Source organism: Acidianus manzaensis (assembly GCF_002116695.1).
Taxonomy (GTDB): domain Archaea; phylum Thermoproteota; class Thermoprotei_A; order Sulfolobales; family Sulfolobaceae; genus Acidianus; species Acidianus manzaensis.
In genome coordinates, this window is record NZ_CP020477.1 from 397,581 (window position 1) to 421,825 (window position 24,245).

The following is a 24,245-nucleotide window of genomic DNA, read 5'->3' on the forward strand; positions in this document are numbered from 1 at the left end:
TCAATATATCTTGTAAATTTTAATATATATAAAAAAAGAATATAACTTAAAATCTAACAAAATAGCCTAAAGGAGCTCTCATTATTGTATACAATTTGTAATGATAAATATCGTGAATCTTCAATTTACTTATCGGCAGATTATTTATTAATAAAGATTGCTCAGTATTTGTATTTCTTGACATACTATGAGTTATGGGTGGATCTATTTTAGTAAAACTCTCTTTTATGTAAATATAGTAACCATTGAAATTCACAGTACTGTTCTGTAAGGCTCCTGCAGAGAATTTTTCCGTAAATCCTGAGCCATCAACTAGCCATGTTGCTTTTAAATTCTTAAATGTTTCTGCATTATTTGATGAAATGGAAACTAGTACAGCACCGCCATATCGATTAATTATTTCAAGTATTCCTGAAAATCCTCCAATGGAGTATAAGCTTTCATTAACGTTAACTTCATGAGAATAATTACCATAAATCCAATCAAAATTATAAGTTAATCCTAATGATATAGTGCCATTCTGCTCATAAGTCAGATTATAAGGAATTACATTAGGATTAGTTATTGGAAATGCAATAGCGTCTAAATACATTGTTATTGGATAATTTCCATGTATATCGAGTGAAGCATTATATATACCAGTATCTAAAGCCTTATCTGTAAAACTTTCGTCTAAATACGCATATTCAAATACATTATTAAATTCTTGTCTAGCTATAAAAGTACCAGATTGTGAAACGTTAGAAATCTCTGTTCCATATTTAAAGTTAAGTTGTGAGTCATACTGTATAGTATAATGTCCATTCTCAAGATAATATTCTCCTAAATAACTGGGTATATACATTGGCCCTGAGTCCATAAAATTAGTTTTTTGAATAATTAGATGCCCGCTTATTAGTGGATTACTTTGATTTACCCACAACATTAATACACCAGCTATATCCCAGGCTGATCCAGGTATCATATTAGTTACTGTCACCGTTATATTAGCTTGATTACCTAGTGCTAATAATGGAGTTAGTTCAGCAATATATGGTGCATGGAATGATAATGTATTAATTGAGGTTAATGGTTTCCAGTAGAATAAATTGATTCCTCCAGTATATATTGTCTCATAAGGATTTATCACACTAGCTAACTTTCCATTATAATACATGAGAATACTCCTAGTTGCAGGTTCATTAGCATACCAGAATTCATCTACTCCTCCCCCTTCCTCCCATATTAATGCGTCCATTCTATATGTTCCATTAGGTATTACATAGCTTCTAGTTATAGAAGATAAAGAAGGAGATAATATAACGTAAGAATAATTATAGTCTATTTTTTCAGTAGTACAGTTTACAAATAATGGTACGAACTCGTTAGGTAATCCTTCAGGTTTAGGTCCAGGATACAGATATAATGTTATATTTAGTTGATATAATCCTGTTATTCCTATTTTTGCATCATAATAATTCTGAATTACTGGTTCAAATGTAACATTACCTTGTAAAAGATTTTCAAACATAGTAACATCAACTTCTGCAGTAGAATTGTTAATTTCTTGCGTAGAACCCCAGAATATGGGTACTCCGTTAACAAATATGTAAGCTTGTCTATCATATTGTGTACCATTAAATTCCCTTATGCTTACATTCATTAGCTCTAAGCTATAGTTACCTTTCGGTATATTAACTTTCAAATAGAAAGGAGCAAGTCCGGTATCATTAAATAGCAGATTAGTAGCTACATGAACTACTACCGGAGTTTCATTTGGTGGAACTATATGATATGCTTCAAAACTATAGTATGAAGGATCTTGATTAAATGGAATATCAGAGCTTACAGTTATATTAGATAAAAATAATGGATGATGTACACTTTGCGCTATTGTAGTATTTTCTGAATTTCCTTTAGGAATATAACTAAATGAAATTATACTAATAGACATAAAAATTAAAAATAAAGCTATTACAATTTTTTTCATTTATTACCACCCCTTCTAAAGAATACGAGAAAAACTGCAATTAAACCTATAATTATACCTACTATTCCTAATATTTCACCATCTGAAGCTGTACCACTAATACTGGATAATGAATGAGACACAGAAGATAAATCAGACGATAAGGTGGAGTTAACAGAACTAACATCACTAGATAGTTTTACATCTTGATAAGAATTATATATAGCAGCAGACAATGTATATTGCAAGCCATCATTAACACTTATTGTGATAGTATAAGGACCTGGAGCCATAACAGACGAATTGAAAGGAATAGCTACCTCTATTCCAGTAGAAGTAGTAGTTACTGAATAAGTTACTGGAATATTATTTATACTTACACTAGTTACCCTTAGATTTTCACCAGCAATATTTACTGAAATTGAAGCAGATGAAGTAGTAATATTTTGCGGAGAATATGAAACTATAACTGGTTTAGGTAGAGTAGATTGATTTATTACATTCTGATATGATACTCCTTCTAATTTTATAATACTATTGCTTTGATTAAATGCATATTCTGAATCATATATCACGCTTGCCACTACACTTATATTACTATTATCTAAAGTTACTGCAGTTTTTGTATTACCTATGGTATCTTGAATTAAATTAGCATCAGAATTGACTAAAGTTATATTATTTATTTTAGAACCTTCTACAGTTATTATAGAATTACTTACTTGTAATGATTCTATTTGGGAATTCATTATAATTAATGGTGCGTCCATAGAGTCAACTTTTAATGAAGTCGCATATACTCCTTGTAATATGTATGCTGAACCGTTATACGAAACTAGTGGAACTTTAGTAATGTTATTCTGTGAAACAGTTATGCTCCCTATATACGTGTAAGGCATTACAGTAATGTAGTAAGGAGATATTATTACATTCTCGCCAGAAGCTGAAGTACCTACTACAAAAATATTCCAAGGACCTGCTAGCTCGTCCAATGGATCTCCTTGATATATACTGCCCTGCTCTGTTAATATTGATGGCATTTGATAAACTCCTATCCATTCTCCAAGAGTTGAATTATACTGAAGTGGAATTCCAGTATCAGACTCTATTTCTATGGCTTTGAAGTTTAATTCTGTAGGAACGAATCCTGCAATAAACTCGCCAAATTTGACTTCTGTACCATTCTGATATGTTATATTTGCCATAACTTTTACGTATTCTCCTTCCGGCACTGTAGTTATGCTTTTTACTTGATAATTAAGTGTTGAAGGTGATATGTATATAAATGTTGTAAAATTACCGTACATCGGCCCAGTAGATGTATTAAGCTCTCCTGCTATCACAATTTTGTAAAATCCTGGAGTTATATTAGTTGGAATGGTAATATTAGCCTCGTGGTATCCAAATAAATCGTATATACCAAATTGAGTAACATCTGGCGCTAATGTCATTGGTACTTTTTCTATTAAGGTTCCATTAGTAGTTAGAAGTTCTGCATAGTCACTTGATGTAAATATTCCTAATCCGTCAATATCATATGTAAAACCTAATACTGTTATATTTTCTCCAGGTGAAACTGAAGTAAAGCCGTCATTTATAGGAGAAAAAACAATTCCATAATCTATTAATCCGAAATAATTCCATGCATATGCTGAAGAGTAAGTATTACTAATAAACATTAGATACGTTCCTTGTGGTTGAGGATATATTAAACCTCCTATACCTTGATAACAGCCTGGTGTAGAACCTGGTAGTAATTTAGACACAAATATTGTTTTTCCATTATGTACAAATGATGCATTAAATGTCTGATGTATAACTGGGGTACCATTAGGATAATATATGCAAGCCTCTATTTCGAACTCACTATTTATCGGTATATAACTATCTTCTGGTCCTATTATATCTATAGATTCACCAACATCTATATCAGTTTGTGCTATTCCAGAATATTTTCCAGAAGTTCCATTAACTACTATGGTCCATACATTAGGAGTCTCTCCTGGCATAATAGTATAATTACCTACCCAATATGTTCCATTAAATGTTAATTTAACAGTTGATAAATATCCTGATAAAGTATAAATATAAGCGGAGAAGTTACCAGAAGTAACTGTACTACCATTAGGATAATTAATATTGGCTACAATTGTAAATGTTGTATTATACATATACCAAGGCATGGTTGTTTGAGGTTCGAACGTAGCTAAGGATATTTGTAACTCGGGGTGAGTTGATAAATATTTGGCAATTATATTCTCTAACATTCCCAAATTTGGAGATCCGATTCCGGTAACTAAATTATAACCTGAGTGAGCATAATATTTGCCATTAAATCCTAATGTTATTTCATGAAATGCCTCATAATATAATGTTGAATTCTTATATATAGAATATAATATTGGAGCAATAAGACCAAGTGAATGACCAATATAAGAATCTATATCAGCTATCATGCCTCCCCATAATTGAGTAGATAAACTAGTTCCTCCTATTATTTCCTGAGCTCCCTCAACTATAGTAACGAATCCAGTATATGGATTGGCATCAGCTGAAACATCAGGAGTAGTTCTAAAAATAGAATTTGTTATTGATCTTTGCCAGTATGGAGCAGGGAAGAAAGTACTATATCCCCCACCGGAAGCTACAGTAGATGTACCTAATTCCTCATATTGAGGTAATACACTCCAGGCTGTTTCATAACCATAAAAAGCCGATGAATTCTCAGTAGACACATATCCAGATGTTATGTTTGCATATAAAGATGTTCCTCCTACTGATAAAACAAATGGAGAGGAAGAAGGAAATACAACACCCCCATATGTAGTATATGTTCCCTCATAAGCCCCTTCGTCTCCGGAAGCTGCTACAAATGTAATTCCTTCTGCTGTACCCAAAGCAAAGTAATAATCTATTAATGGATAATTAGGATAAGATATGCCTTCAAAATAACCATATAAACCACTAGTAGTAAATTCATTTTCTGGAGCTCCAAAACTCATATCCACTATCTGAGCAGTATCTCCACTAACTATATAGATTATAGCTTGCAGTATTGCTGAAAAAGAATCAGAATATGGAACCACAAGCTGTATATTGGCATAGGGAGCCATACTATGTACTGCTTCTACATCTAATGCAGTCTCTCCATCCCATCCAAATAGAACTCCGAAAAGAGGATGATAAGGACCTATTGGGACTATAGTTAAGTTAACTGGAGGTAAATCGAATTGTTTATCAAACGTATTAATGTCTTGTTGAATTTCTGGATCTCCATATGCATCAATTATAGCAACAGTTACGTTTTTACCTTCTGGACCAGTTACGTTGTATGCTCCTTCTAAATCTTTAGGTGTATAGTAAGTATAAGCAAATTGTAAACTAGATAATGGCATAGCTTTACTAGAATTTACTGGTTCTAAAACTCCATTTACTAGCTTACCTAAAATTAAATATTGTGGTTGTACATCTGGGCTAATAGTCGTATAGTTAGTTAATCCAGTTATAATTACATTATGCAATTGAGATGGAATTACAGGATTGTTTTCTGGTTTATACGCAATTTCGTTATTAATTTTATATAAATATAGTGTAGTATTAAAAACGTTATTTACTATATATGCTGGAGCTTCTGCAATTATGGAAAATGGAGTTTTAGTAACTATTATGAATCCTTCTGATTGTAAGTAAGAGCTTATACTTTGTATTTCACTTTTAGGTGCAAATTCATTAATTATTTGTTGTCTGGTTAAATGTACTTGGCCATTTTGTATTTCTTGCGTTAGAAACAGAAGCGAATTCATATTCTTTGGCATAGCAAAAATATTAATATAGATAGGTGAATTTGGGTTTAGTTTTGTTATTGGCGTACCTTGAAGATTAGGCGAGATATAAGTTTGTTGAGTTTGTTGAGCAGTAGATAATATAGGAAGTATCCCTAATATAAAAAAGATTGAAATTATTATTGCAAACAACTTTTTCATAAGATACGATACAATAATGTACTTTATAAATATTACTTTATATTCTCATGATTATATTTTAAATATAATTTAGGAACTCACGAAAAGATAGCATATAGAAAGATCTTAATATACTAAAATAATAAACAATACTATAATGATATATATAAAAAATAAATTTAATCTATACTTCTTATGTTTTAAAAATATTTTTTCCTTATATAGACTTTATTATAGAAAAGAGATAACTCTATTAAGGAATTATGCGTAAATGTTATACACTATTCAAGAATAATATATAGCAACATTAGTAATTCTTTAAATATAAATTATTAGATAACTACAGAAAATTTCACAAATATATTGTTCAAATAATATTATTTTTGATAAGTTACTATAACTCACCTACTTGCTCAGTGAGTGAGGTTAAATTTTCTTTCACTACTAAAATTAGATCATGAAAATTATCTCTTGGAACGTGAATGGATTAAAAGCTATAATTAACAAAGGATTTGTGGATATAATAAAGGAATTTAATGCGGACGTTCTCATGTTTCAAGAAATTAAATCAAGTACTGTCCCGTTAGACTTACAAACTCTTGGTTATCAAATATACATTTTTCCTGCAAAGAAGAAAGGATATAGTGGAACTATGACGTTATCTAGAGTTAATCCGATTTCAGTAAAATATGGAATAGGTATTGACGCTTATGATGATGAAGGAAGAGTAATAACGTTAGAATTTCAGGATTTTTATGTGATAAATACTTATTTTCCTAATGCAGGAGAAGAACTAAAAAGATTAGATTTCAAATTAGCTTTTGATAAGGACTTTGAAAAATATGTTTTAAGCCTTAATAAGCCTTGTATAATTTGTGGAGACTTTAATGTTGCTCATGAAGAAATAGATATTGCAAGACCCAAAGATAATGTAAATCACGCTGGCTTTACTCCCCAAGAAAGAGAATGGATGACACATTTCCTTTCATTAGGATTTACTGATACATATAGAATATTCGTAAAGGAAGGAGGCCATTATAGTTGGTGGTCATATAGATTCCACGCTAGAGAAAAAAATATAGGATGGAGAATCGATTACTGCGTAGTTTCTAAATCTCTAGAAAAAAGAGTTAAAAGAGCTGATATTCTCGAAAAAGTAATGGGTTCAGATCATGCTCCTATATTATTGGAAATAGATTAATTTTTTATATCCGATATCGGATTAGATATTCAATGAAAGTAGCAGTACCAGTAACCAATGACAGGATTGAAGGACCAGGAGAGGCAGAAGAAGTTCATATATATGAAATAAATGGAAACGAAATAAAATTACTTGAAAAGTATGAAAATCCAGCATTAAAAGCAATGGCTGCTAGAGGCGTTCATATGTTAAAAAGTGCCTTAGATAGAGGAGTTAATGCTGTTATAGTAGCAGAAATAGGTTCACCAGGAGTTAGATTATTACAAGGTAAAGCAAAGATATACATTGCTGAAAATATGCAAGTAAATGAAGCTTTAGAAAAATTGATTAGAGGAGAATTAAAGGAAACTAATAAACCTACGCATGAAGAACATCATCACGAGTTTTAATAACTTTTCATAAGTTAAACTTTTTTTATATAAGGCAGAATTAACTGCATGGCAAAAATATTCGTCATTTCTACGGCAGGTAAAGATGATATAAATAGAGCAAATATGGCAATGAATTTCGCACTTGGTGCTAGAAAAAATGCTGGTGCTACAGTAGCTTTAATGTTTTTAGGAAGGGGTGTAGAAACTTTACTAAGATGCTCTGCTAATGCTCCTCAAATGAAAAAAACTATTGAGGAAATGATAAATGCTGGAATAGATGTTAGTTATTGCGGAATTTCATTGAAAAATTTGGGATTAAATAAAGATTTAATATTTGATGGAATAAGAGAAGTTATGGGAGGAGTAGAAACAGCAAAAAGAATTGACGAAGGATATTCAGTAGTAAGCTTCTGATGATGTACTCAGCTCACTCAGAAAGATGAAGAAATAAAAATAATCTGAGGCAATAAAAAATCAAGTATATTTTTTATATTTTCTCTATATCATGTATTTAATGACTAGAAAAATTCTTATGCATGTAGGACCTGAAACAATAGATTATGACGTATTATTAGCAGGCGTTAAAGGAGATATAGGATTTACTTCTAAAGATTTTGTCGACGCGATGAATTATTCTTTAAAATACTTAAGAAAATTAATGGGAGCTGATGAATCTTATCAGCCTTTTATTATACCAGGTGGTGGAACTTCTGCAATGGAAAGCGTTACTTCTCTACTTAAGAAAGGAGATAAAGTATTAGTGGTTTCAAATGGAGTTTTCGGAGATAGATGGACTAGCATATTTTCAAGATATCCAGTTGAAGTTAAAACAGTTAAAGCCAAAGCAGGATATTACGTTAAACCTGAAGAAATAGAGGATGAAATTAAAAAAGAAGGTGGTAAAGTAAAACTAGTTACTTTAACTCATGTAGAAACTAGTACTGGAATTAGAGAACCTATAGAAGAAGTTTCAAAAAGAATAAGAGATTACACAGATCTGATAGTAGTAGATGGAGTATCAAGTGTAGGAGCAGAAGTAGTAAAGGCAAAGGATTGGAATATAGATGTTTATTTAACTGCAAGTCAGAAAGCAATTGCTACTCCACCTGGAGCAGGATTATTAGTATTATCTCAAAATGCTCTGAAATATCTGGACGATAATGTTGCAGGATATTATCTTAATCTGAAAAATTGGATTAATGTTATGCAATCTATGGAAAACGGAAAAGCTTCTTATTTCTCTACCCTTCCAGTGCATTTAGTTCTAATGCTTAAGAAAGCTTTCGAGCTAATAGAAGCAGAAGGAATAGAAAATAGAATAAAGAGGCATGAATTAGTATCTTCTGCAATAAGAAAAGGATTAGAAGGCATGGGATTAGAAATCGTAGCCAAAGCACCAGATGCATATAGTAATACTGTTACTGGAGTAAAAGTATCTAAGGTAAATCCTAATGACGTACTTTCAGCAATAACTCAAGAAGGTATAGAGTTAGCTCCAGGAGTTCATCCAGATTTAGCTGGTAAATACTTCAGAATAGGACATATGGGATGGGTTAACTTAAACGATGCTATATCTACTATTTCTGCATTAGAAAGGGTAATGAAAAAGTTAGGTGAGCCTATAAACTATGGAGAAGGAGTAAAGGCTATTCAGGATTTCTTAAGCTAAATGGAAATTTTTCTAATTTATAAGCTGAATCCCAAAACATATACTCAAATATAGATGCTATTCTAAATTTTTCTATAGCACATTTTTCTTGTTCTTCTGTTAGCTTAAATGAATTAACAATTTCTAACACTTTTATAACTCCTTTTTCATATTCTTCTCCTCCATAAGTATTAATCCATCTATTATAAAGTGGATTAGGAGAGCCAATCTTTATTAATTCTTTACCTACGTTCATATAAATCCAATAACATGGAAGTACTGAAGCTACTCCTTCAAAATATGGTCTACTATATGCTGTAGAAATTAGAAATGAAGTATATAGCATATTTGTAGGAGATTGAACATAATCTTCTATATTAATTTTCCATTCCTTTAGAAAGAAATTGTGAAGTTCTTTTTCGACTCTCATTATACTATTAAGATGAGATGCAAAAAGTAGTGAATCTTCTTCTTTTTCTGCTTTTGATGATAACAAGGCTAAAACTTTTCCGAATTCTCTTAGGTATAAATGATCTTGAATAATATAATATTTGAACTTATCTTCGTGTAATGTACCTTTTGTTAATTCTATTATGAATGGATGAGATAAAATTCCTTCGTATACGTCTTTTATTTTATTCCACATTTTGTCTGTTAGCATTTTAGTTTCTTGTATACTACGGCAATAAAAATTTAGAGTTAAATTCATTACTTAACTTATTTAAAAAATTTATTATGATAGTTATTTCTAGTCCTATAGGTCCTGTTTCATATCCTTTAATAGCTTCTACTATGAAAAGAAATGACTTTAAGATAGAATTCAACACTGCTGGTGACGTTCGTTTAGATGCCATTCCTTTACTGGAAAAAACAAATTATGTGTTAGTAAGAAGAATGCTAATTATAACGCCAAAAATAGGTAACAAAATTGCTGTATGGAAAAAAGGGAGCGCAAATGACATTTTACTCAATCTAATTTTAAAATTATATGGGTATAAATCTGAAATTATTTATACTGATGAACCTTCTAAGGTATATATACTATATAAGGAAGGTAAAGCTGATTCAGCTTTAGTTACTACTGCTGTTTCGAAAGAAGGAGTATACGTAGAGGATCTATTAAGGGAAAAAGGATTTGATTTACCTGGAATATGTGGTGCTGATATTTTAAATGATAGTATTGAAAGCGATTTCGTTTCAATATATAATGAAGGAATCGATTTGTTTAAAGAAAATATTGAAGAAACAGCAGAATACGTTGCTGAATATTTAGCAGATAATTTGTCTGTATATAGGCCATCAATGTTTATCCAGAGTATTATAGAATCCTCAGAATTTCTAGTATCAAAGTTAAATTCTCCTTACACGTTCAGAAAAGTATTTTAATCAAATGTAAAAATGCTTAGCATGTGAAAATAGCATTAATATATTATGGAGGTCAATATAATCATCTTATTTTAAAGAATATAAAGTATTTAGGCGCAGATATTGAAGTAGTAGATCCTAAAAATGATGTAGAATATATGAAAAAATTTGATTGCGTTATATTTAGCGGAGGACCATATTCCGTAAAAGATGAAATAGGAAAAATGGGAAATTCTCCTTTATACGTAAAGGAACTACAAATCCCTAAATTAGGTATTTGTCTAGGACATCAGCTTTTAGCTTATGTTTTAGGAGGAAGTGTAGGAAAAGCTGAAAATCCAGAATTTGGATTAGCTAAAATAAAAGTTCATAATCACGATACTATTCTTCAAGGATTGAAAAATGAATTTGATGCATGGGAAAGTCATAATGATGAAGTAAAGGAAGTTCCACCTGGATTTACAGTACTAGCTAGTAGTAAGAATACTAAAATAGAAGCTATGGCTAATAAAGATAATTCAATTTATGGAGTTCAGTTTCATCCAGAAGTAAAAAATACTGAAAATGGAATAGAGATATTTAAGAACTTCTTATCAATATGTAAGAAATAATGATAGAGCAGATATACATTAATAAGTTACTAAATCTTTTAGAAGAAGATTATTTTCCGGAAGATATTACAAGCAAGATAGTTGAAGGATATAAGATAAGAGCTTACATTAGATCAAAAGATGAAGGAATACTAGCTGGAAATAAATTTATCATACCTTTTCTTCAATATTTAGGTTTTTCTATTAATGAAAGTATAAAAGACGGAAGTAGGATAGAAAAAGGTAATAATTTACTGATATTTGAAGGAAATGCAGATAGCGCTTTATCAGTTGAAAGAATTATTCTCAACATTTTAGGAAAACTTTCTGGAATATCTACAACTACTGACAAAATGGTGAAATTAGCTAAGGAGGTTAATCCAAGTATAAGAATAGCAGGGACTAGAAAAACTACTCCAGGATTAAGAGTTTTTGAGAAATATGCTATAGAAGTAGGAGGAGGAGATCCTCATAGATATAATTTAAGTAGTGCTATATTAATAAAAGATAATCATCTTGCTATAATTGGAAATCTAGAAAAGGCTATAAAAATGGCTAAACAAATAGCTAGTTTTACACAAAAAATAGAAGTAGAAGTATCCAGCTATGAAGACGCTATCAAAGCATATAAAATCGGTGTAGATGCTATACTTCTAGATAATATGAGCCCAAAGGAGATTTATCCTATAGTAAATGAGTTAAAAGATAAAGTTATACTTGAAGCGTCTGGAAAGATTACTCCAGATAATGTAAAAGATTATGCAAAAACTAATGTAGATATAATCTCGAGCGGATATATTACTCATAGTTCAAAGGCTTTAGATTTTTCAATGGATGTTGAAAAAATAATCTAATTAATATTTTTTATAAAAATTTACAAGCGACTTTCTATCAAATTTTGACTTAAAAAGAAATTTTTAACTTCATTATATTTCATTCTCATTCTTATTAGCTTCTTTTATCTTGTCTGTAACCTTTTTAGGTAATGCATAATCTTCTCTTCTTTCTTGTACTTTACCTTTAATAATAATGCCTTTCCCTTCTTGAATGTCTATTTCCCAAACGTATTTGTCATGATTTGTCTGTCTCATTTTTTCAATTAAAATATAACGATGTAACATTCCGTCCTTTATTACTCTTCTAAACCTTATTATGCCATCAGCAACATGTTCTATTCCAAAACCAAAAGCTTGCGAAGTAGTTATAGCATACTGAGAAGTGGCTAATATCGTAAATTTCCATTTATATAATACTCTTTTAAGATAATAGCTAATCTTCCTTGCCATTGCAGGTTTATCTAAGAAGAAAGCTGAGACTGAATCAATTACTAGCCTAGCCCTACCGTATCCTAATTTCTGTTTTGCTTGTATAACTTTTTTAACCATCTCTTCTGGCGTTACTTCTTCTAATGACCATTCATCTTCCTTTTCTTTCATTAATGCATCAATAATAATTAATTTTTTATCTAGGTATTTTTCTAGATCCCAGTTAAACTGCTTTGCTTGCCTAATAATTGAATCCCTACTTTCCTCAGTGGTTACATAAATGCAAATATCGCCTTCTTTTAATCCTTCAGCAATAAAACTCAAAGAGAATATTGTTTTACCAGTACCAGGTTCTCCAGTTAACGCTACAAAGAAGCCTTGAGGTATTCCACCTTCAATTAATTTATCGAAATCTGGAATTCCAGTAGATAATCTTTCCATAAGCTTAAATTTGAAAATAAAACTTATTAAATTAGATGAAGAACAGCGGATCTTCCTGAAAGTGATATTTATGTACTGGGTGAGGAAGAATATAATTGGCGGATCAGAATTACCTTATACTATAGATGAAATAAAAACTTGGAAAAATAAGGGAGTAAAAAAAGTTTTAGTCTTGCCAGAAGATTGGGAAATAGAAGAAGCTTGGGGAGATACTAAATATTATTTCTCTTTATTAGAAGAAAATAATTTAAAGTACCTACATATACCTATCCCAGATGGATATCCTCCTACTGAATCACAATTTGAAGAAATTATGCAATGGCTAGATGGAAAAGGAAATCTAGTACATTGCGTAGGTGGTATAGGAAGAACAGGAACAGTAATTGCTGCATACTTAATCATAAAGGAAGGATTTAATCCGATAGATGCAGTAGATGAAGTAAGAAATTACAGACCAGGAGCAGTACAAACTTTGCAACAACATGAATTTTTATTTAAAATAGGTAATAAATATGGAAGATTATCTACTTAATTTTCTAAAACTATTTCAAAAACTAGTGGCAAATAACATAAAGATTTCACATCTTGGAATAAAAAATGTAAATACTATTTGCGCAGTAGATGTAGCATATAGTAAGGAAGAAGGATATGCTATAGCTGTAAAACAGACTATAGAAATGGCAAAAAACGATAAATACGAATATAATTTTGTAAAAGGAAAAGTAGATTTTCCATATATCCCTGGCTTTCTGTTTATGAGAGAAGCACCTATAATGATAAAAAGTCTAGAAAAATATGAAAACGAATGCAACTTAATCTTAGTAGACGGTCATGGATTAGCACATCCTAGAAAAAGTGGAATAGCTACTGTTATAGGTGTTTTACTGGATATCCCCACAATAGGTGTTGCCAAATCTAGACTAGCTGGAGAAATTTTAGAAGAAAATGGAATAGAATATGTCACAATAAATGGAGAAAAAGTTGGAATAAAATCAGGAAGATATTTTTATAGTCCAGGAAATAAGACAGACTTGCAAGATTGTATTGATTTATCTACTCAAGGATATCCTAAAATACTAAAAATAGCAGATAAACTCTCTAAAGAGATGAAAAAGATAAAAACATGAGTTCGGGTAATATTTTTATGAAAATTGATGTACCAGATATTCCAGAAGAAAAGGAATTATCTTTCAATCCAAAAGATACTGCAATAATTATCGTTGATATGCAAAACGATTTTGTAAGAAAAAACGGTAAATTATACGTTCCAAAAGCAGAAGACACTATACAACCTATAAAGAATCTTCTGAATAAAGCTAGAGATGCATCAGCTATGGTTATTTATACTCAAGATTGGCATATGAAAGACGATCCAGAATTTAAGATTTGGGGAGAACACGCGTTAGCCGGAACATGGGGTGCAGAAATTATAGATGAATTAAAACCAGAAAAAGATGATTTTTTAATAAAAAAATACAGATACGATGCTTTCTTCGAAACTCCTTTAGATTATATTTTAAGAGTAAAGAATATAAAAAATGTTATATTAGCAGGAACTGTAGCTAACATTTGTGTACTTCATACTGCAGGAAGCGCAGCTTTAAGATGGTATAATGTTACAGTAGTCAAAGATGGCATATCAGCCATAACTGACTTTGATTATTATTCATCTCTGAGACAAGTAGATTTTCTTTATAAAGGGAAAGTGATAACTTCTGAAGGAATAAAGTTTATTATTAGTTAATAGAGAAGAGTAATTCAAATGGATTATTATTCAATAGTTCACAATGATTTTGACGGTACAGCTTCAGCAGCAGTATATGCAAGAGCTGTAAAGTCACTACCTAAGAACATCTGGTTTACAGAACCTACTAAAATTCATAATTTATTAGAGAAACTAGAGCTTAGAGGAGTTAAAAGCATAATGATAGCTGATATTGGAATGAATGAAAATACATTAAGTAAAGTTTTAGAAAATTGTAAAAGACTAATAAATGAAGGTGCAGAAATTCAATGGTTTGACCATCACGTATGGAAAGATGAATGGATAACTAAATTATCAGACACTGGAGTAAAAGTTTATCATGATGTATCTACTTGTGGAGCTGGAGTAGTACATAAAATAATGAATCCGGATGACGAATTCTCTTCAAAACTAGCATCTGCAGACTGTTCAGTAGATATTTGGTTACATAATGATCCTATGGGAGAAAAATTAAGAAGAATAGTAGAAAATAACAAGGATTATGAATGGAAAAAGAAATTAATAGAAATTTTTTATAATGGAACACTTTGGAATGATGAATTTCAAAAAATCTTAGAAGATCAGATGGATGCAGAACTTAAAGGATATCAAAAATTACCAAAATATTATAGAGTAATAGAAATTGACGGTAAAAAAGTCGTAGTAGCAATAAGATGGAAAGGACCACCCGATATAAGTTATGCCGCACAATATTTAATGACAAGAACAGGTGCCTCAGTTTTCGTTTCTGCTAACGGAAAGGCAATATCATTTAGAAGCGGATATATTGATGTAAGAAGATTTGCGAGCAAATTAGGTGGAGGAGGCCATCCACTAGCTGCCGGAGCAGGTCTTAAAATTCCATTAATATATAGAATTCTTAGAAAAATTGGATTTGTGTCGCCAGCTAATAGATGGGTTTCTAACGTTGTTAGGAATGTAATAACACAAGTTGGTTTTTATGAGTATAAACCAAAAGATATAACTACTCATTAGTATTAAAAAATCTTTATATACTAAACAAAGAAAGAAGCACTTTAAATCTATTCTAACTACTATTTTGTAGTGAATCTAAAATGGTAAAGGTATATCAAAAGTTTCCTGATACACAAGTTTTAACAACCAAAGGACCTTTTGACTTCTATAAAGACATATTTGGAAAAGGAAAATGGCTATTCTTATATGCACATCCAGCTGACTTCACACCGGTATGCACAACTGAATTCGTAGAGTTCGCTAAGGCACAACCAGAATTCGAAAAACTAGGAGTCCAACTAATGGGATTAAGTGTCGATAGCATATATTCTCACATCGCTTGGCTAAATGATATTGAACAAAGATACGGAGTAAAAATAAACTTCCCAGTAATAGCAGATCCAGATAAAAAACTAGCTAGAATGTTAGATTTAGTAGATGAGAGCACTGGACAAACAGTAAGAGGTGTATTCATTGTTGATCCAGAAGGAACAATAAGATTCTTGGCCCAATACCCAATAGAAGCTGGAAGAAAAATTGAAGAGATGTTAAGAATAACTAAGGCAGTTATGGTGGCATACAAAGCAAAAGTTGCTACTCCAGTAAACTGGGAACCAGGACAAGATGTAGTAATAGGAGCTCCTACAACCTTAGACGAAGCTGAAATGAGAATGAAATTACCAAATGCTAAAGCATGGTATCTACTATTTAAGAAATACGACGAAATACCTGCAAACCAAAGAGTCTAAAATACATTAATTACTACAAATTTTTTATTTGCTGGTAATGCTACATTATATATTTTTGTATTTTCTACTGTAACGAAAGTTCTTTTAGATAAATGTGCATGACCATGAATAGCTATGCTAGGCTTACATTCACTTTCTTCTATAAGTTCATCACCTAATCCAGGATATGCAAATTTTCTTTCTCCAAATACAGTTTTATAAGTTGGAGCGTAATGAGTTAACAAAATTACAAATTTTCCTTTTTCTGAGCATAATAACTCTTCCAGTTTCTTTTTTCTTTCTCTATAAAAATCTTCTGTTATTCCTTTTAGTTTTTGCCAAGGTGTAGGTTTTCTTATTACTCCTTCACTACCTATTATCACTATATCCTTATATTGATCTTTTGAATCTTCTAGCCAAGTTATTTTAGGAAAGCTTTTTTTGTATTGTTCTCTTTCTTCCACAAAATCCTCATTTCCAAAAACTGCAAAGATTTTATCAGCTCTATTCAAAAGACTATTGTAAACTGGATCAAAGTGAAGAAATTTTCCTCTATCTGCTAAGTCTCCAGCTAATAATATAAGGTCTACCTTTTCAGGCAAATATTTCAGAGCTAGGAAATACTCGTTCAAATATCTAGGAGAATGAATGTCTGAAGTTGCTGCTATTAGCATGATTTAAATATAATTTGAACTCTATATAAAATAAATGGAAATAGAAGGAATAGCTGATTTACCTTTACATACTGGACATGTTCCAGCCTGGTTAGTTCCTATAATGAAAAGGCTTTCAAAAAGCATTATTGATATCATGATTATTGAATGGGGGCAAGAAAAAGTTATAGAAAGATTATCTAACCCTCTTTGGTTTCAAGCATTTAATAATATAATAGGAATGGATTGGGATTCTTCAGGATCTACAACTGTTACGTTAGGTATTCTAAAGGACGTAATAAATCCTAAAGAAGAAGGTATTGCTATCTTAGGTGGTAAAGGAAAGAATGCATTAAAAGTACCAGAGGAAGTAAATGAACTTTCTAGAATTTTTAATATAGATCCTTTAAAAATGTCTAATATAAGTAAATTGGTAGCTAAAGTTGATACTACTCTCTTACAAGATGGACATCAATTATATCATCATTCAATGATTATTAGTGAAAATGGATATTGGGGAATCATCCAGCAAGGTATGAATGAAGAAACAAAATTTGCTAGAAGATATCACTGGAAAAATACTGATAATTTTATAGTTCAACCTCATGAAAGCATAGCAGGTATTAAAGGAAACGCAGTAAATATTATAGAAAAGGAAAAGGAAAATACAAGAAAACTAATATTAGATTTACTTAGAGAAAATCCTAGGAATATAATAAGTGAACTGCAATTAGCTAAAGCTAAACTTAAAGGACAATACACTTTAGATTCATGGATTAATGGAGCAACTTTTGTAAGTTTATCTAAAGAAGCAAGAATAGTTTATATGAAACCTTTAGATGAAAGAAAAATTAAACCAATATTAGACAAATTATATGAAATAAATCCGAGCAATTTAGAGGAGGCATTATTAGAAGGTTTAGGTCCGTCTACTGCAAAGGCACTTTATTTAATTTCAGATTTAATATATAATGAACCACCTTCCTATAATGATCCAGTCAATACTTCACTAGATCCTTTTAAATATGCTTATGCAATTGGAGGAAAAGATGGTATTCCATATCCGGTAAATAAAAAAGTTGCAGAAGAAGTAATAGTAACTCTAGAAGATATTCTTGCGAAAGCTAAATTAGGCTCAACTGATAAAGAATTTGCATTAAAAAAATTGAGGGATTTAAGCAATGGAGCTAAAAAAGGGTCTTGAAGATATTGCAATAAAAGAAACAGAAATAACTTATATAGATGGAAATCTAGGAAGGTTATACTATAGAGGATATTCAATTTTTGATCTAGCTGAATTCTCAAATTTTGAAGAAACAGCGTACTTAATATGGTTTGGAAAACTTCCAAATTCAAGAGAATTAAAGGATTTAAAAGAAAAATTAGCAGAGGAAAGAAACTTACCAGAATATGTAGTACAATTTATAAAAAATGTAAGGAAAGACGCTAATCCAATGGATGTATTAAGAACAGCAATAAGTATGTTAGGAATAGAAGATGAATCAAATAAAGAAGAATTGTGGGAAAAAGCAGTTAAAATAACCTCAAAAATTCCAACTATAATATCGTTCTTTGTACGCACGAGGAAAAATCTTGATATTATTGAACCTGATTCTTCCTTGAGTCATGCTGAAAATTTCCTTTATATGCTAAAAGGAGAAAAACCATCAAATTTAGAGTCAAAAGTAATGGACGTTAGCTTATTACTTCACATGGATCACGAGATGAACGCATCTACCTTTGCTTGTCTTGTTGTTGCTTCTACCTTATCTGATATATACTCATCTGTAGTTGCTGGGGTTTCCGCACTAAAAGGTCCTTTACATGGTGGAGCAAACTCAGAAGCATTAAAGCAATTTATGGAAATAGGAAATAAAGATAATGTAGAAGAGTATATAATGAAAAAACTAGAGTCTGGACATAGAATAATGGGATTTGGACATAGAATTTATAAAACATATGATCCTAGAGCAAAAATATTAAAAGAATACGCTAAAATGATAACAAAGGAAAAGGGGTTGTATAACCTTTACGAAGTTGCAGAGAAAGTAGATGAAATAGGAAGTAGAATATTAGGTAAAAAAGGAATTTATCCTAATGTTGACTTTTATGCTGGATTAGTATTTTATTCATTGGGATTTGAACCAGATCTCTTTCCTACTGTTTTTGCATCATCTAGAATTGTAGGATGGACTGCTCATATTATGGAGTATTTGAAAGATAATAAACTAATAAGACCTAAGGCTATATATAAAGGAGAAATAGGCAGAAAATATATAGGTATCCAAGAAAGGGAATAATTTCAAGTGTTCTGTTATATTTTATTTAAATGAATATATTATTAATGAAGAATAGTTTTATTTCAGTAAAAAAGAAGATAATATGCGAAAAATTTATAATCGTTTATCCTATTTCTATTTAGGGTAACCCTAAATGGAAGATTCGTGTTGCCATAATGAAAGGAAAAGAGCATCGGATTATCTTAATGCAAAATATGCAATAAAAGATAATAATGAATATAATGAAAAAATTATAAAAACACCAAAATTTAACATCAAAATATATTACAAGAATGAATCAGGAAAAGTAATATTTAGATACTATTCTCCATCTGCTTGTGTTACGACTAAGATAGCTTTAGAAGCAATAGCAGAATGGATAAACAATGGAGAAGTAAGCAATTCTAGTGAAGCTATAAGTAAACTTTCTGAAATTCAAGGATATAAAATTTCAGATGACATCAAAAATTTGGTAGAAGAAGTTTTTAAGGCGATATCATGAAAAGAGTAGCATATTTAGCTTTAACAAATTTAGCTCAATATATTCTAGTTAATATGATATTACCTCAAATAGAAGAAAATAGACATAATGCAGATGTTAAAGGGATTTTCTTTATCCATGATAACGTATATATGCTAACAAAAGGCACTGATACTGCAGAAAGACTAAGAAAAATAGCAGATAAAGTATATCTACAAGCGTGCGATCAGTGTACTTACATGAGGAATTTAGCTAACTCTCTAATAGAAGAAGCAAAAATAGGATGCTTTCCAGACTTTTACGAAAAAGTATTAGATAAAGTAGATTTGATAATAACTATATAATTTTTTAAATAAATCTTCAAATATTCCTTGAAATGAATTATATAATTATCTTATACAAATCTAGCTAAGCTTTTTATTATTACGTACTGATTAGTTAATCATGATAAAGTTTAGCGTTAACAAAGAAGAATTACTTTTTTCTAAATTAGTTGATATATCGGAAAATATAAAAATGTCTGTAGTAGAGCTTAATTCTCTTTATTCTAATATATTTGGAGGAAAATATCCTGATGCAGTAGCTAAGTCTATAAAAATTAAAGGAATATATGAAAGGATAGGCCTATCCAGAGAAGATATAGTTAATATGCTATTTGGCGAAGCTTTCTTACCAGATTTTAAAGAATCTATGCTTATGCTAACTCAAGCTCTTTATGATACAATGAAAGCTATAAAAGACGCTGCTAGAGCTATAACTTCAAGAAAAATAGATAGTAATTTATGTAAGAACCTTGAAAACAACTTCATAGAGTATTTATCTCTAATTCAAGAAGCTTCCGAAAAATTAGTCTCAATGATATCAAGTTTATCCAAAGATATAAAAGAATCATTGAAAATAGGAAAAGAAATACAATTAATTGAAAGAAATGGAGATGATATTAAAGACATGATGATTCAAAAAGTATATGAAGTAGAAAAAGATTCTGATATAATAAGTTTATTACAGATGAAAGATATAGTAACATTTTTAGACGATATCTTAGACAATATGGAAGAAGCAACATTGAGCGTAGAAACTCTGTATGCAACATTAAAGTCCTAAAATACTTTTCATTACTCCAAAAGCAGCTAACGATGCTATTACGGCTATAAAAGGAGATGTTAACCATCCTCTCGCAACTTGAGATAATTGCTTCTTAACATCATATCCAAAACTTCTAAAACTTAAACCTATCACTCCTCCCATACTGGTCTGAGTTATGGAAATTGGTACACCAAGCAATGTAAATACTTCAGAAATTATATCACTTCCTACTAATGCAGATACTGCACTAGCATATCCTAGCCTTGTTACTCTAAATCCTACAACTATAGAAGCATTTTTAGAACTTAAATAAACACCTAAGGCAGCAGCAATACCATAAAGCGGAGCAACTATATAGAATGGTTGATAAACTAAACCTGCAGAAACGATTATTCCAATAGCATTAGCTCCAGTAACAAAAGAAGTAAAGATTGAGGATAATATAATTAAATATTTATATAATTTTAGTTGTCTAAAAAGTAATTTCTGTTTGGATAAAATCTTTTTAAGTAAAAAATACAAAGTTAATGAAGATATAATAGCTAATAAAGGAGAGAAAAACCAAGATGATACTGTAAACCAAAATTTACTCCAATCAAATAAAAGTCCATGTGAAATCAAAACTAGAATGGCCAAAGACGGATAAATCATCTGGCTTAGTGATGAAGGTATACCAAATTTATTTAAATAATAAAAAGAAACTACAGAAGCAAAAATTACAGAAAATAATAAGGCTTCTAGAATTTCTTGCTCACCTTCAATGATTCCTGTTATACTCGACTTCATAGTAATACTTCCTATAGTTGTTCCCAAAAATAGGCTTAACGCACTAATTAAGTAAGAGTATTTTCTTTTTAAGGCATTCGTGGACAATAGTATTCCTAATGCGGTTGCAGTATTATTTCCTCCAACAACAAAAGAAGAAATAAATCCTGTAATAAAAATTAAAATAGCTAAAAATTCTAGCATTATTTTTTACCTAAATCTTGACTGTTCTTGTCTAAAAAAACCATGTACTCAGAAATAGCATCCCTTATTAGATCGCTTCTATTTCCATAGCCTAATGTTTTAACTGCCTCATCTATTTGATTAAGTAGTTCTTCTTCGATTTTAAATGAGATAGTTAAAGTTTCTTCTAATTCAATCTCGTATGATCCATCTTTGTCTTTCTTAATTATCTCCATAAGTATCACACAAATATTTGTATGTACCTATTGATAAAGCTTACTTGTTAACAAATATAGAACATGCTCTTATACTCTAAAAACATTTTATATATTATATGCAATTTCTGCCATTAGAGCAACTTAACATTGACGAAAAAATATTAAAAATACTTAAGGATAGAGGAATAGAAAAACTCAATCCTGTACAAACTGAGGCAATAAATAAAGGCTTATTAAAAGATGAAAGATTACTTGTAACATCTCCTACGGGATCAGGCAAAACACTAATAGCTGAGTTGGGTATTATTAGCCATTTGCTTAATAAAGGCGGGAAAGCAATATATATAACCCCATTAAGAGCACTAACTTCTGAAAAATTCTCTGAATTAAAGGTTTGGGAGAAACTAGGTTATAAAGTAGGTATGACTTCTGGAGATTATGATACTGATGATGCTTGGTTAAAAAATTATGATATAATAATATCAACTTATGAAAAAATTGATTCATTATGGAGAAGGAATCCATCATGGTTAAAAGAGGTAGATTACTTTGTTCTTGACGAGTTTCATTACTTAAATGATCCTCATAGGGGACCAGTTGTTGAAAGTGTAGCAGTTAGAATTAGATACAAAAATCTCTTAGCTTTAAGCGCTACAATACAAAATTACGAAGAAATTTCAAAATGGTTAAATGCTACGCCAGTAACTACTGACTGGAGACCAGTACCATTAAAGGAAGGCGTTATCATACCAGAGAAGAAAAGCTCTTACAAAGTCATATTTAGCAATAATGAATCAATCAATATCAAAGGTAATGACGCAATACTAGCTTACGTAAATTATGTTTTACAACATGGAGGACAAGTATTAGTTTTCAGAAATTCTAGAAAAATTGCTGAATCTACAGCTAGAAAGATAGCTAGCAATATGGGATTATTCAAAATGGATAAAGAATTAGAAAAAATAAGCAATGAAATAAAGGAAGTAGATGATGCAGGTACTACTGAAAAAGAAGATTTAGCTGAACTTGTTAGATCAGGCGTAGCGTATCATCATGCTGGTTTGTCAAAAGGATTGAGAGATATTATTGAAAAATATTTCATTCAAAGAAAAATAAAGGTAATTGTTGCTACACCTACTCTAGCTGCAGGAGTTAATTTGCCTGCAAGAAGCGTTATTGTAGGAGATATATATAGGTTTAATAGACAAATATTGGGATTTAATGAAGAAATACCAATAATGGAATATAAACAAATGGCTGGAAGAGCAGGAAGGCCCGGTTTTGATAAAGAAGGAGAGGCAATAATAGTTGTAAGAAATAAGAGTGAAGCTGATAGAGTATTTAAAAAATACATTTTGTCTCCTCCAGAACCTATCGAATCTAAACTGGGTAATGAAGCTTCTTTTTATACCTTTATTTTAGGTATTGTATCTTCTGAAGGAAGAGTTACAAGTGATGAAGTTGAGGACTATGCTATGGGAACATTACTTGATAAAGATATAGTAAAATCATATCTTAAAAAAGGATTAAATTGGTTAAGAGATAATGAGTTTATTGCAGGAGATGATGACTTAGTTCTAACAAAATTTGGAAAAAGAGTTGCAGACTTATATATTAATCCATTTACTGCAAAAACATTTAAAGATTACTTGACTAGAAATGAAAAATCTTGTAATGTAGCTTATTTACATTTATGCGCTTATACCCCAGACGGTCCAAGAGTTTCCGTAAGTAGAAATGAAATGTATGATCTTGTTGATTTATCTCCTTGCCCTCTATTTATAGAAGAACCAGATGACGAAGACGAATTCTATAATTACGTCTCAGCATTAAAAGTAGGAATGATAATTAATGACTGGATAGAAGAAGTAGATGAAGATATCATTTTAGGAAGATATGGAATAGGATCCGGAGATTTAAGAAGCATAATTGATACTATGGATTGGTTGACCTATAGTGGTTTTAATATTTCAAGAGTATTAGATTTGAAAGAACATGCTGAAGCTTTCTACATACTTAACCTAAGGGTTAAAGATGGAATTAAGGAGGAACTAATAGATCTTGTAAAAGTTCCTGGAATAGGAAGAAAAAGAGCTAGATTACTTTTTGAAAATAATATCAAAAAACCAGAAGACATAATTATGAATGTAGATAAGGTAAAATCATTACTAGGTTCAAGATTAGGTGAAAAGGTTGCAAAAGACGCTGCAAGAATTATTGCTGGAAATGCTTAATTCTAGTAAGGGAGAACTGATAGAAATAAATGCAGATGAAGAAACTATACGAAAATTTAAGAAAATCTTATTGTCATTAAATCAAAAAATTATATTGGAAGAAAACAA

General features: G+C 30.6%; 25 protein-coding genes. 18 read left to right on the plus strand and 7 right to left on the minus strand.

Going from position 1 to position 24,245, the window contains the following annotated elements:
• Positions 1-46 precede the first annotated feature (46 nt).
• Positions 47-1,969, minus strand: a complete 1,923-nt coding sequence (locus B6F84_RS01700; protein ID WP_148690618.1) for a peptide-N4-asparagine amidase — start codon at positions 1,967-1,969, stop codon at positions 47-49.
• Entirely contained in the window at positions 1,966-5,931 is a 3,966-nt protein-coding gene (locus B6F84_RS01705) for a S53 family peptidase (protein ID WP_148690619.1), read from the minus strand. Before B6F84_RS01705 ends, B6F84_RS01700 begins: the two co-directional genes overlap by 4 nt.
• Before the next feature lie 436 nt (positions 5,932-6,367).
• Here B6F84_RS01705 and B6F84_RS01710 point away from each other — a divergent pair, with 436 nt between their 5' ends.
• From B6F84_RS01710 to B6F84_RS01725, 4 genes are all read left to right on the plus strand, one after another.
• Positions 6,368-7,111, plus strand: a complete 744-nt coding sequence (locus tag B6F84_RS01710; protein ID WP_148690620.1) for an exodeoxyribonuclease III — start codon at positions 6,368-6,370, stop codon at positions 7,109-7,111.
• A 32-nt stretch (positions 7,112-7,143) separates the two neighbouring features.
• On the plus strand, positions 7,144-7,500 hold the full coding sequence (locus tag B6F84_RS01715) for a NifB/NifX family molybdenum-iron cluster-binding protein (RefSeq protein WP_148690621.1): 357 nt from the start codon (positions 7,144-7,146) through the stop codon (positions 7,498-7,500).
• Between the two features lie 48 nt (positions 7,501-7,548).
• Positions 7,549-7,896, plus strand: coding sequence for a DsrE family protein (locus B6F84_RS01720; RefSeq protein ID WP_148690622.1), 348 nt, complete (start codon positions 7,549-7,551; stop codon positions 7,894-7,896).
• Positions 7,897-7,996: 100 nt separating this feature from the next.
• Positions 7,997-9,151, plus strand: coding sequence for a pyridoxal-phosphate-dependent aminotransferase family protein (locus B6F84_RS01725; protein ID WP_187152733.1), 1,155 nt, complete (start codon positions 7,997-7,999; stop codon positions 9,149-9,151).
• On the opposite strand, the gene tenA is transcribed toward B6F84_RS01725, so the two are convergent.
• Positions 9,129-9,791, minus strand: coding sequence for a thiaminase II (tenA, locus tag B6F84_RS01730; RefSeq protein ID WP_148690623.1), 663 nt, complete (start codon positions 9,789-9,791; stop codon positions 9,129-9,131). The two genes, B6F84_RS01725 and tenA, sit on opposite strands and share 23 nt — an antisense overlap.
• Positions 9,792-9,865: 74 nt before the next feature.
• On the opposite strand from tenA, the gene B6F84_RS01735 reads away from it, so the two are divergent.
• The 3 genes from B6F84_RS01735 to nadC are packed head-to-tail and all read left to right on the plus strand — an operon-like array spanning position 9,866 to position 11,939.
• A complete protein-coding gene (locus B6F84_RS01735) occupies positions 9,866-10,516 on the plus strand; it encodes a DUF3834 domain-containing protein (RefSeq protein WP_148690624.1) in 651 nt (216 codons plus the stop codon).
• 23 nt (positions 10,517-10,539) lie between these two features.
• On the plus strand, positions 10,540-11,106 hold the full coding sequence (locus B6F84_RS01740) for a GMP synthase subunit A (RefSeq protein ID WP_148690625.1): 567 nt from the start codon (positions 10,540-10,542) through the stop codon (positions 11,104-11,106).
• A complete protein-coding gene (gene nadC, locus B6F84_RS01745) occupies positions 11,106-11,939 on the plus strand; it encodes a carboxylating nicotinate-nucleotide diphosphorylase (protein WP_148690626.1) in 834 nt (277 codons plus the stop codon). Before B6F84_RS01740 ends, nadC begins: the two co-directional genes overlap by 1 nt.
• Positions 11,940-12,011: 72 nt before the next feature.
• On the opposite strand, the gene B6F84_RS01750 is transcribed toward nadC, so the two are convergent.
• Entirely contained in the window at positions 12,012-12,791 is a 780-nt protein-coding gene (locus tag B6F84_RS01750; protein WP_148690627.1) for a KaiC domain-containing protein, read from the minus strand.
• A 70-nt stretch (positions 12,792-12,861) separates the two neighbouring features.
• On the opposite strand from B6F84_RS01750, the gene B6F84_RS01755 reads away from it, so the two are divergent.
• From B6F84_RS01755 to B6F84_RS01775, 5 genes are all read left to right on the plus strand, one after another.
• Positions 12,862-13,323 carry a protein-tyrosine phosphatase family protein gene (locus B6F84_RS01755; protein WP_148690628.1) on the plus strand — a complete coding sequence of 154 codons (462 nt, stop codon included), beginning with the start codon at positions 12,862-12,864 and terminating at the stop codon, positions 13,321-13,323.
• A complete protein-coding gene (locus B6F84_RS01760; RefSeq protein ID WP_148690629.1) occupies positions 13,304-13,918 on the plus strand; it encodes an endonuclease V in 615 nt (204 codons plus the stop codon). Before B6F84_RS01755 ends, B6F84_RS01760 begins: the two co-directional genes overlap by 20 nt.
• A complete protein-coding gene (locus tag B6F84_RS01765) occupies positions 13,915-14,535 on the plus strand; it encodes a cysteine hydrolase family protein (RefSeq protein WP_148690630.1) in 621 nt (206 codons plus the stop codon). Before B6F84_RS01760 ends, B6F84_RS01765 begins: the two co-directional genes overlap by 4 nt.
• An 18-nt stretch (positions 14,536-14,553) precedes the next feature.
• The gene (locus B6F84_RS01770) at positions 14,554-15,531 is read left to right on the plus strand and encodes a DHH family phosphoesterase (RefSeq protein ID WP_148690631.1); all 978 of its coding nucleotides are present in this window, start codon (positions 14,554-14,556) and stop codon (positions 15,529-15,531) included.
• Positions 15,532-15,611: 80 nt separating this feature from the next.
• Positions 15,612-16,259, plus strand: a complete 648-nt coding sequence (locus B6F84_RS01775) for a peroxiredoxin (RefSeq protein WP_148690632.1) — start codon at positions 15,612-15,614, stop codon at positions 16,257-16,259.
• On the opposite strand, the gene B6F84_RS01780 is transcribed toward B6F84_RS01775, so the two are convergent.
• Positions 16,256-16,912 (minus strand): metallophosphoesterase family protein, encoded by a 657-nt coding sequence (locus B6F84_RS01780; protein ID WP_148690633.1) that lies wholly within the window; start codon positions 16,910-16,912, stop codon positions 16,256-16,258. The genes B6F84_RS01775 and B6F84_RS01780 overlap by 4 nt on opposite strands.
• Positions 16,913-16,946: 34 nt before the next feature.
• Here B6F84_RS01780 and B6F84_RS01785 point away from each other — a divergent pair, with 34 nt between their 5' ends.
• From B6F84_RS01785 to B6F84_RS01805, 5 genes are all read left to right on the plus strand, one after another.
• Positions 16,947-18,095 carry a DUF763 domain-containing protein gene (locus B6F84_RS01785; RefSeq protein WP_148690634.1) on the plus strand — a complete coding sequence of 383 codons (1,149 nt, stop codon included), beginning with the start codon at positions 16,947-16,949 and terminating at the stop codon, positions 18,093-18,095.
• A complete protein-coding gene (locus tag B6F84_RS01790) occupies positions 18,073-19,191 on the plus strand; it encodes a citrate synthase/methylcitrate synthase (RefSeq protein ID WP_148690635.1) in 1,119 nt (372 codons plus the stop codon). The genes B6F84_RS01785 and B6F84_RS01790 overlap by 23 nt, the downstream gene beginning before the upstream one ends.
• 133 nt (positions 19,192-19,324) lie before the next feature.
• Positions 19,325-19,672, plus strand: a complete 348-nt coding sequence (locus tag B6F84_RS01795; protein WP_148690636.1) for a hypothetical protein — start codon at positions 19,325-19,327, stop codon at positions 19,670-19,672.
• Positions 19,669-19,995 carry a DsrE family protein gene (locus B6F84_RS01800; protein WP_148690637.1) on the plus strand — a complete coding sequence of 109 codons (327 nt, stop codon included), beginning with the start codon at positions 19,669-19,671 and terminating at the stop codon, positions 19,993-19,995. The genes B6F84_RS01795 and B6F84_RS01800 overlap by 4 nt, the downstream gene beginning before the upstream one ends.
• 100 nt (positions 19,996-20,095) lie before the next feature.
• A complete protein-coding gene (locus tag B6F84_RS01805) occupies positions 20,096-20,755 on the plus strand; it encodes a DUF47 domain-containing protein (protein WP_148690638.1) in 660 nt (219 codons plus the stop codon).
• Here B6F84_RS01805 and B6F84_RS01810 read toward each other — a convergent pair.
• Both B6F84_RS01810 and B6F84_RS01815 read right to left on the minus strand, forming a co-directional pair.
• A complete protein-coding gene (locus B6F84_RS01810; protein ID WP_148690639.1) occupies positions 20,744-21,706 on the minus strand; it encodes an inorganic phosphate transporter in 963 nt (320 codons plus the stop codon). The genes B6F84_RS01805 and B6F84_RS01810 overlap by 12 nt on opposite strands.
• Entirely contained in the window at positions 21,706-21,921 is a 216-nt protein-coding gene (locus tag B6F84_RS01815) for a ribbon-helix-helix domain-containing protein (RefSeq protein WP_148690640.1), read from the minus strand. The genes B6F84_RS01810 and B6F84_RS01815 overlap by 1 nt, the downstream gene beginning before the upstream one ends.
• Before the next feature lie 98 nt (positions 21,922-22,019).
• Here B6F84_RS01815 and hel308 point away from each other — a divergent pair, with 98 nt between their 5' ends.
• Positions 22,020-24,137 carry an ATP-dependent DNA helicase Hel308 gene (gene hel308, locus B6F84_RS01820; RefSeq protein WP_148690641.1) on the plus strand — a complete coding sequence of 706 codons (2,118 nt, stop codon included), beginning with the start codon at positions 22,020-22,022 and terminating at the stop codon, positions 24,135-24,137.
• Positions 24,138-24,245: the final 108 nt, after the last annotated feature.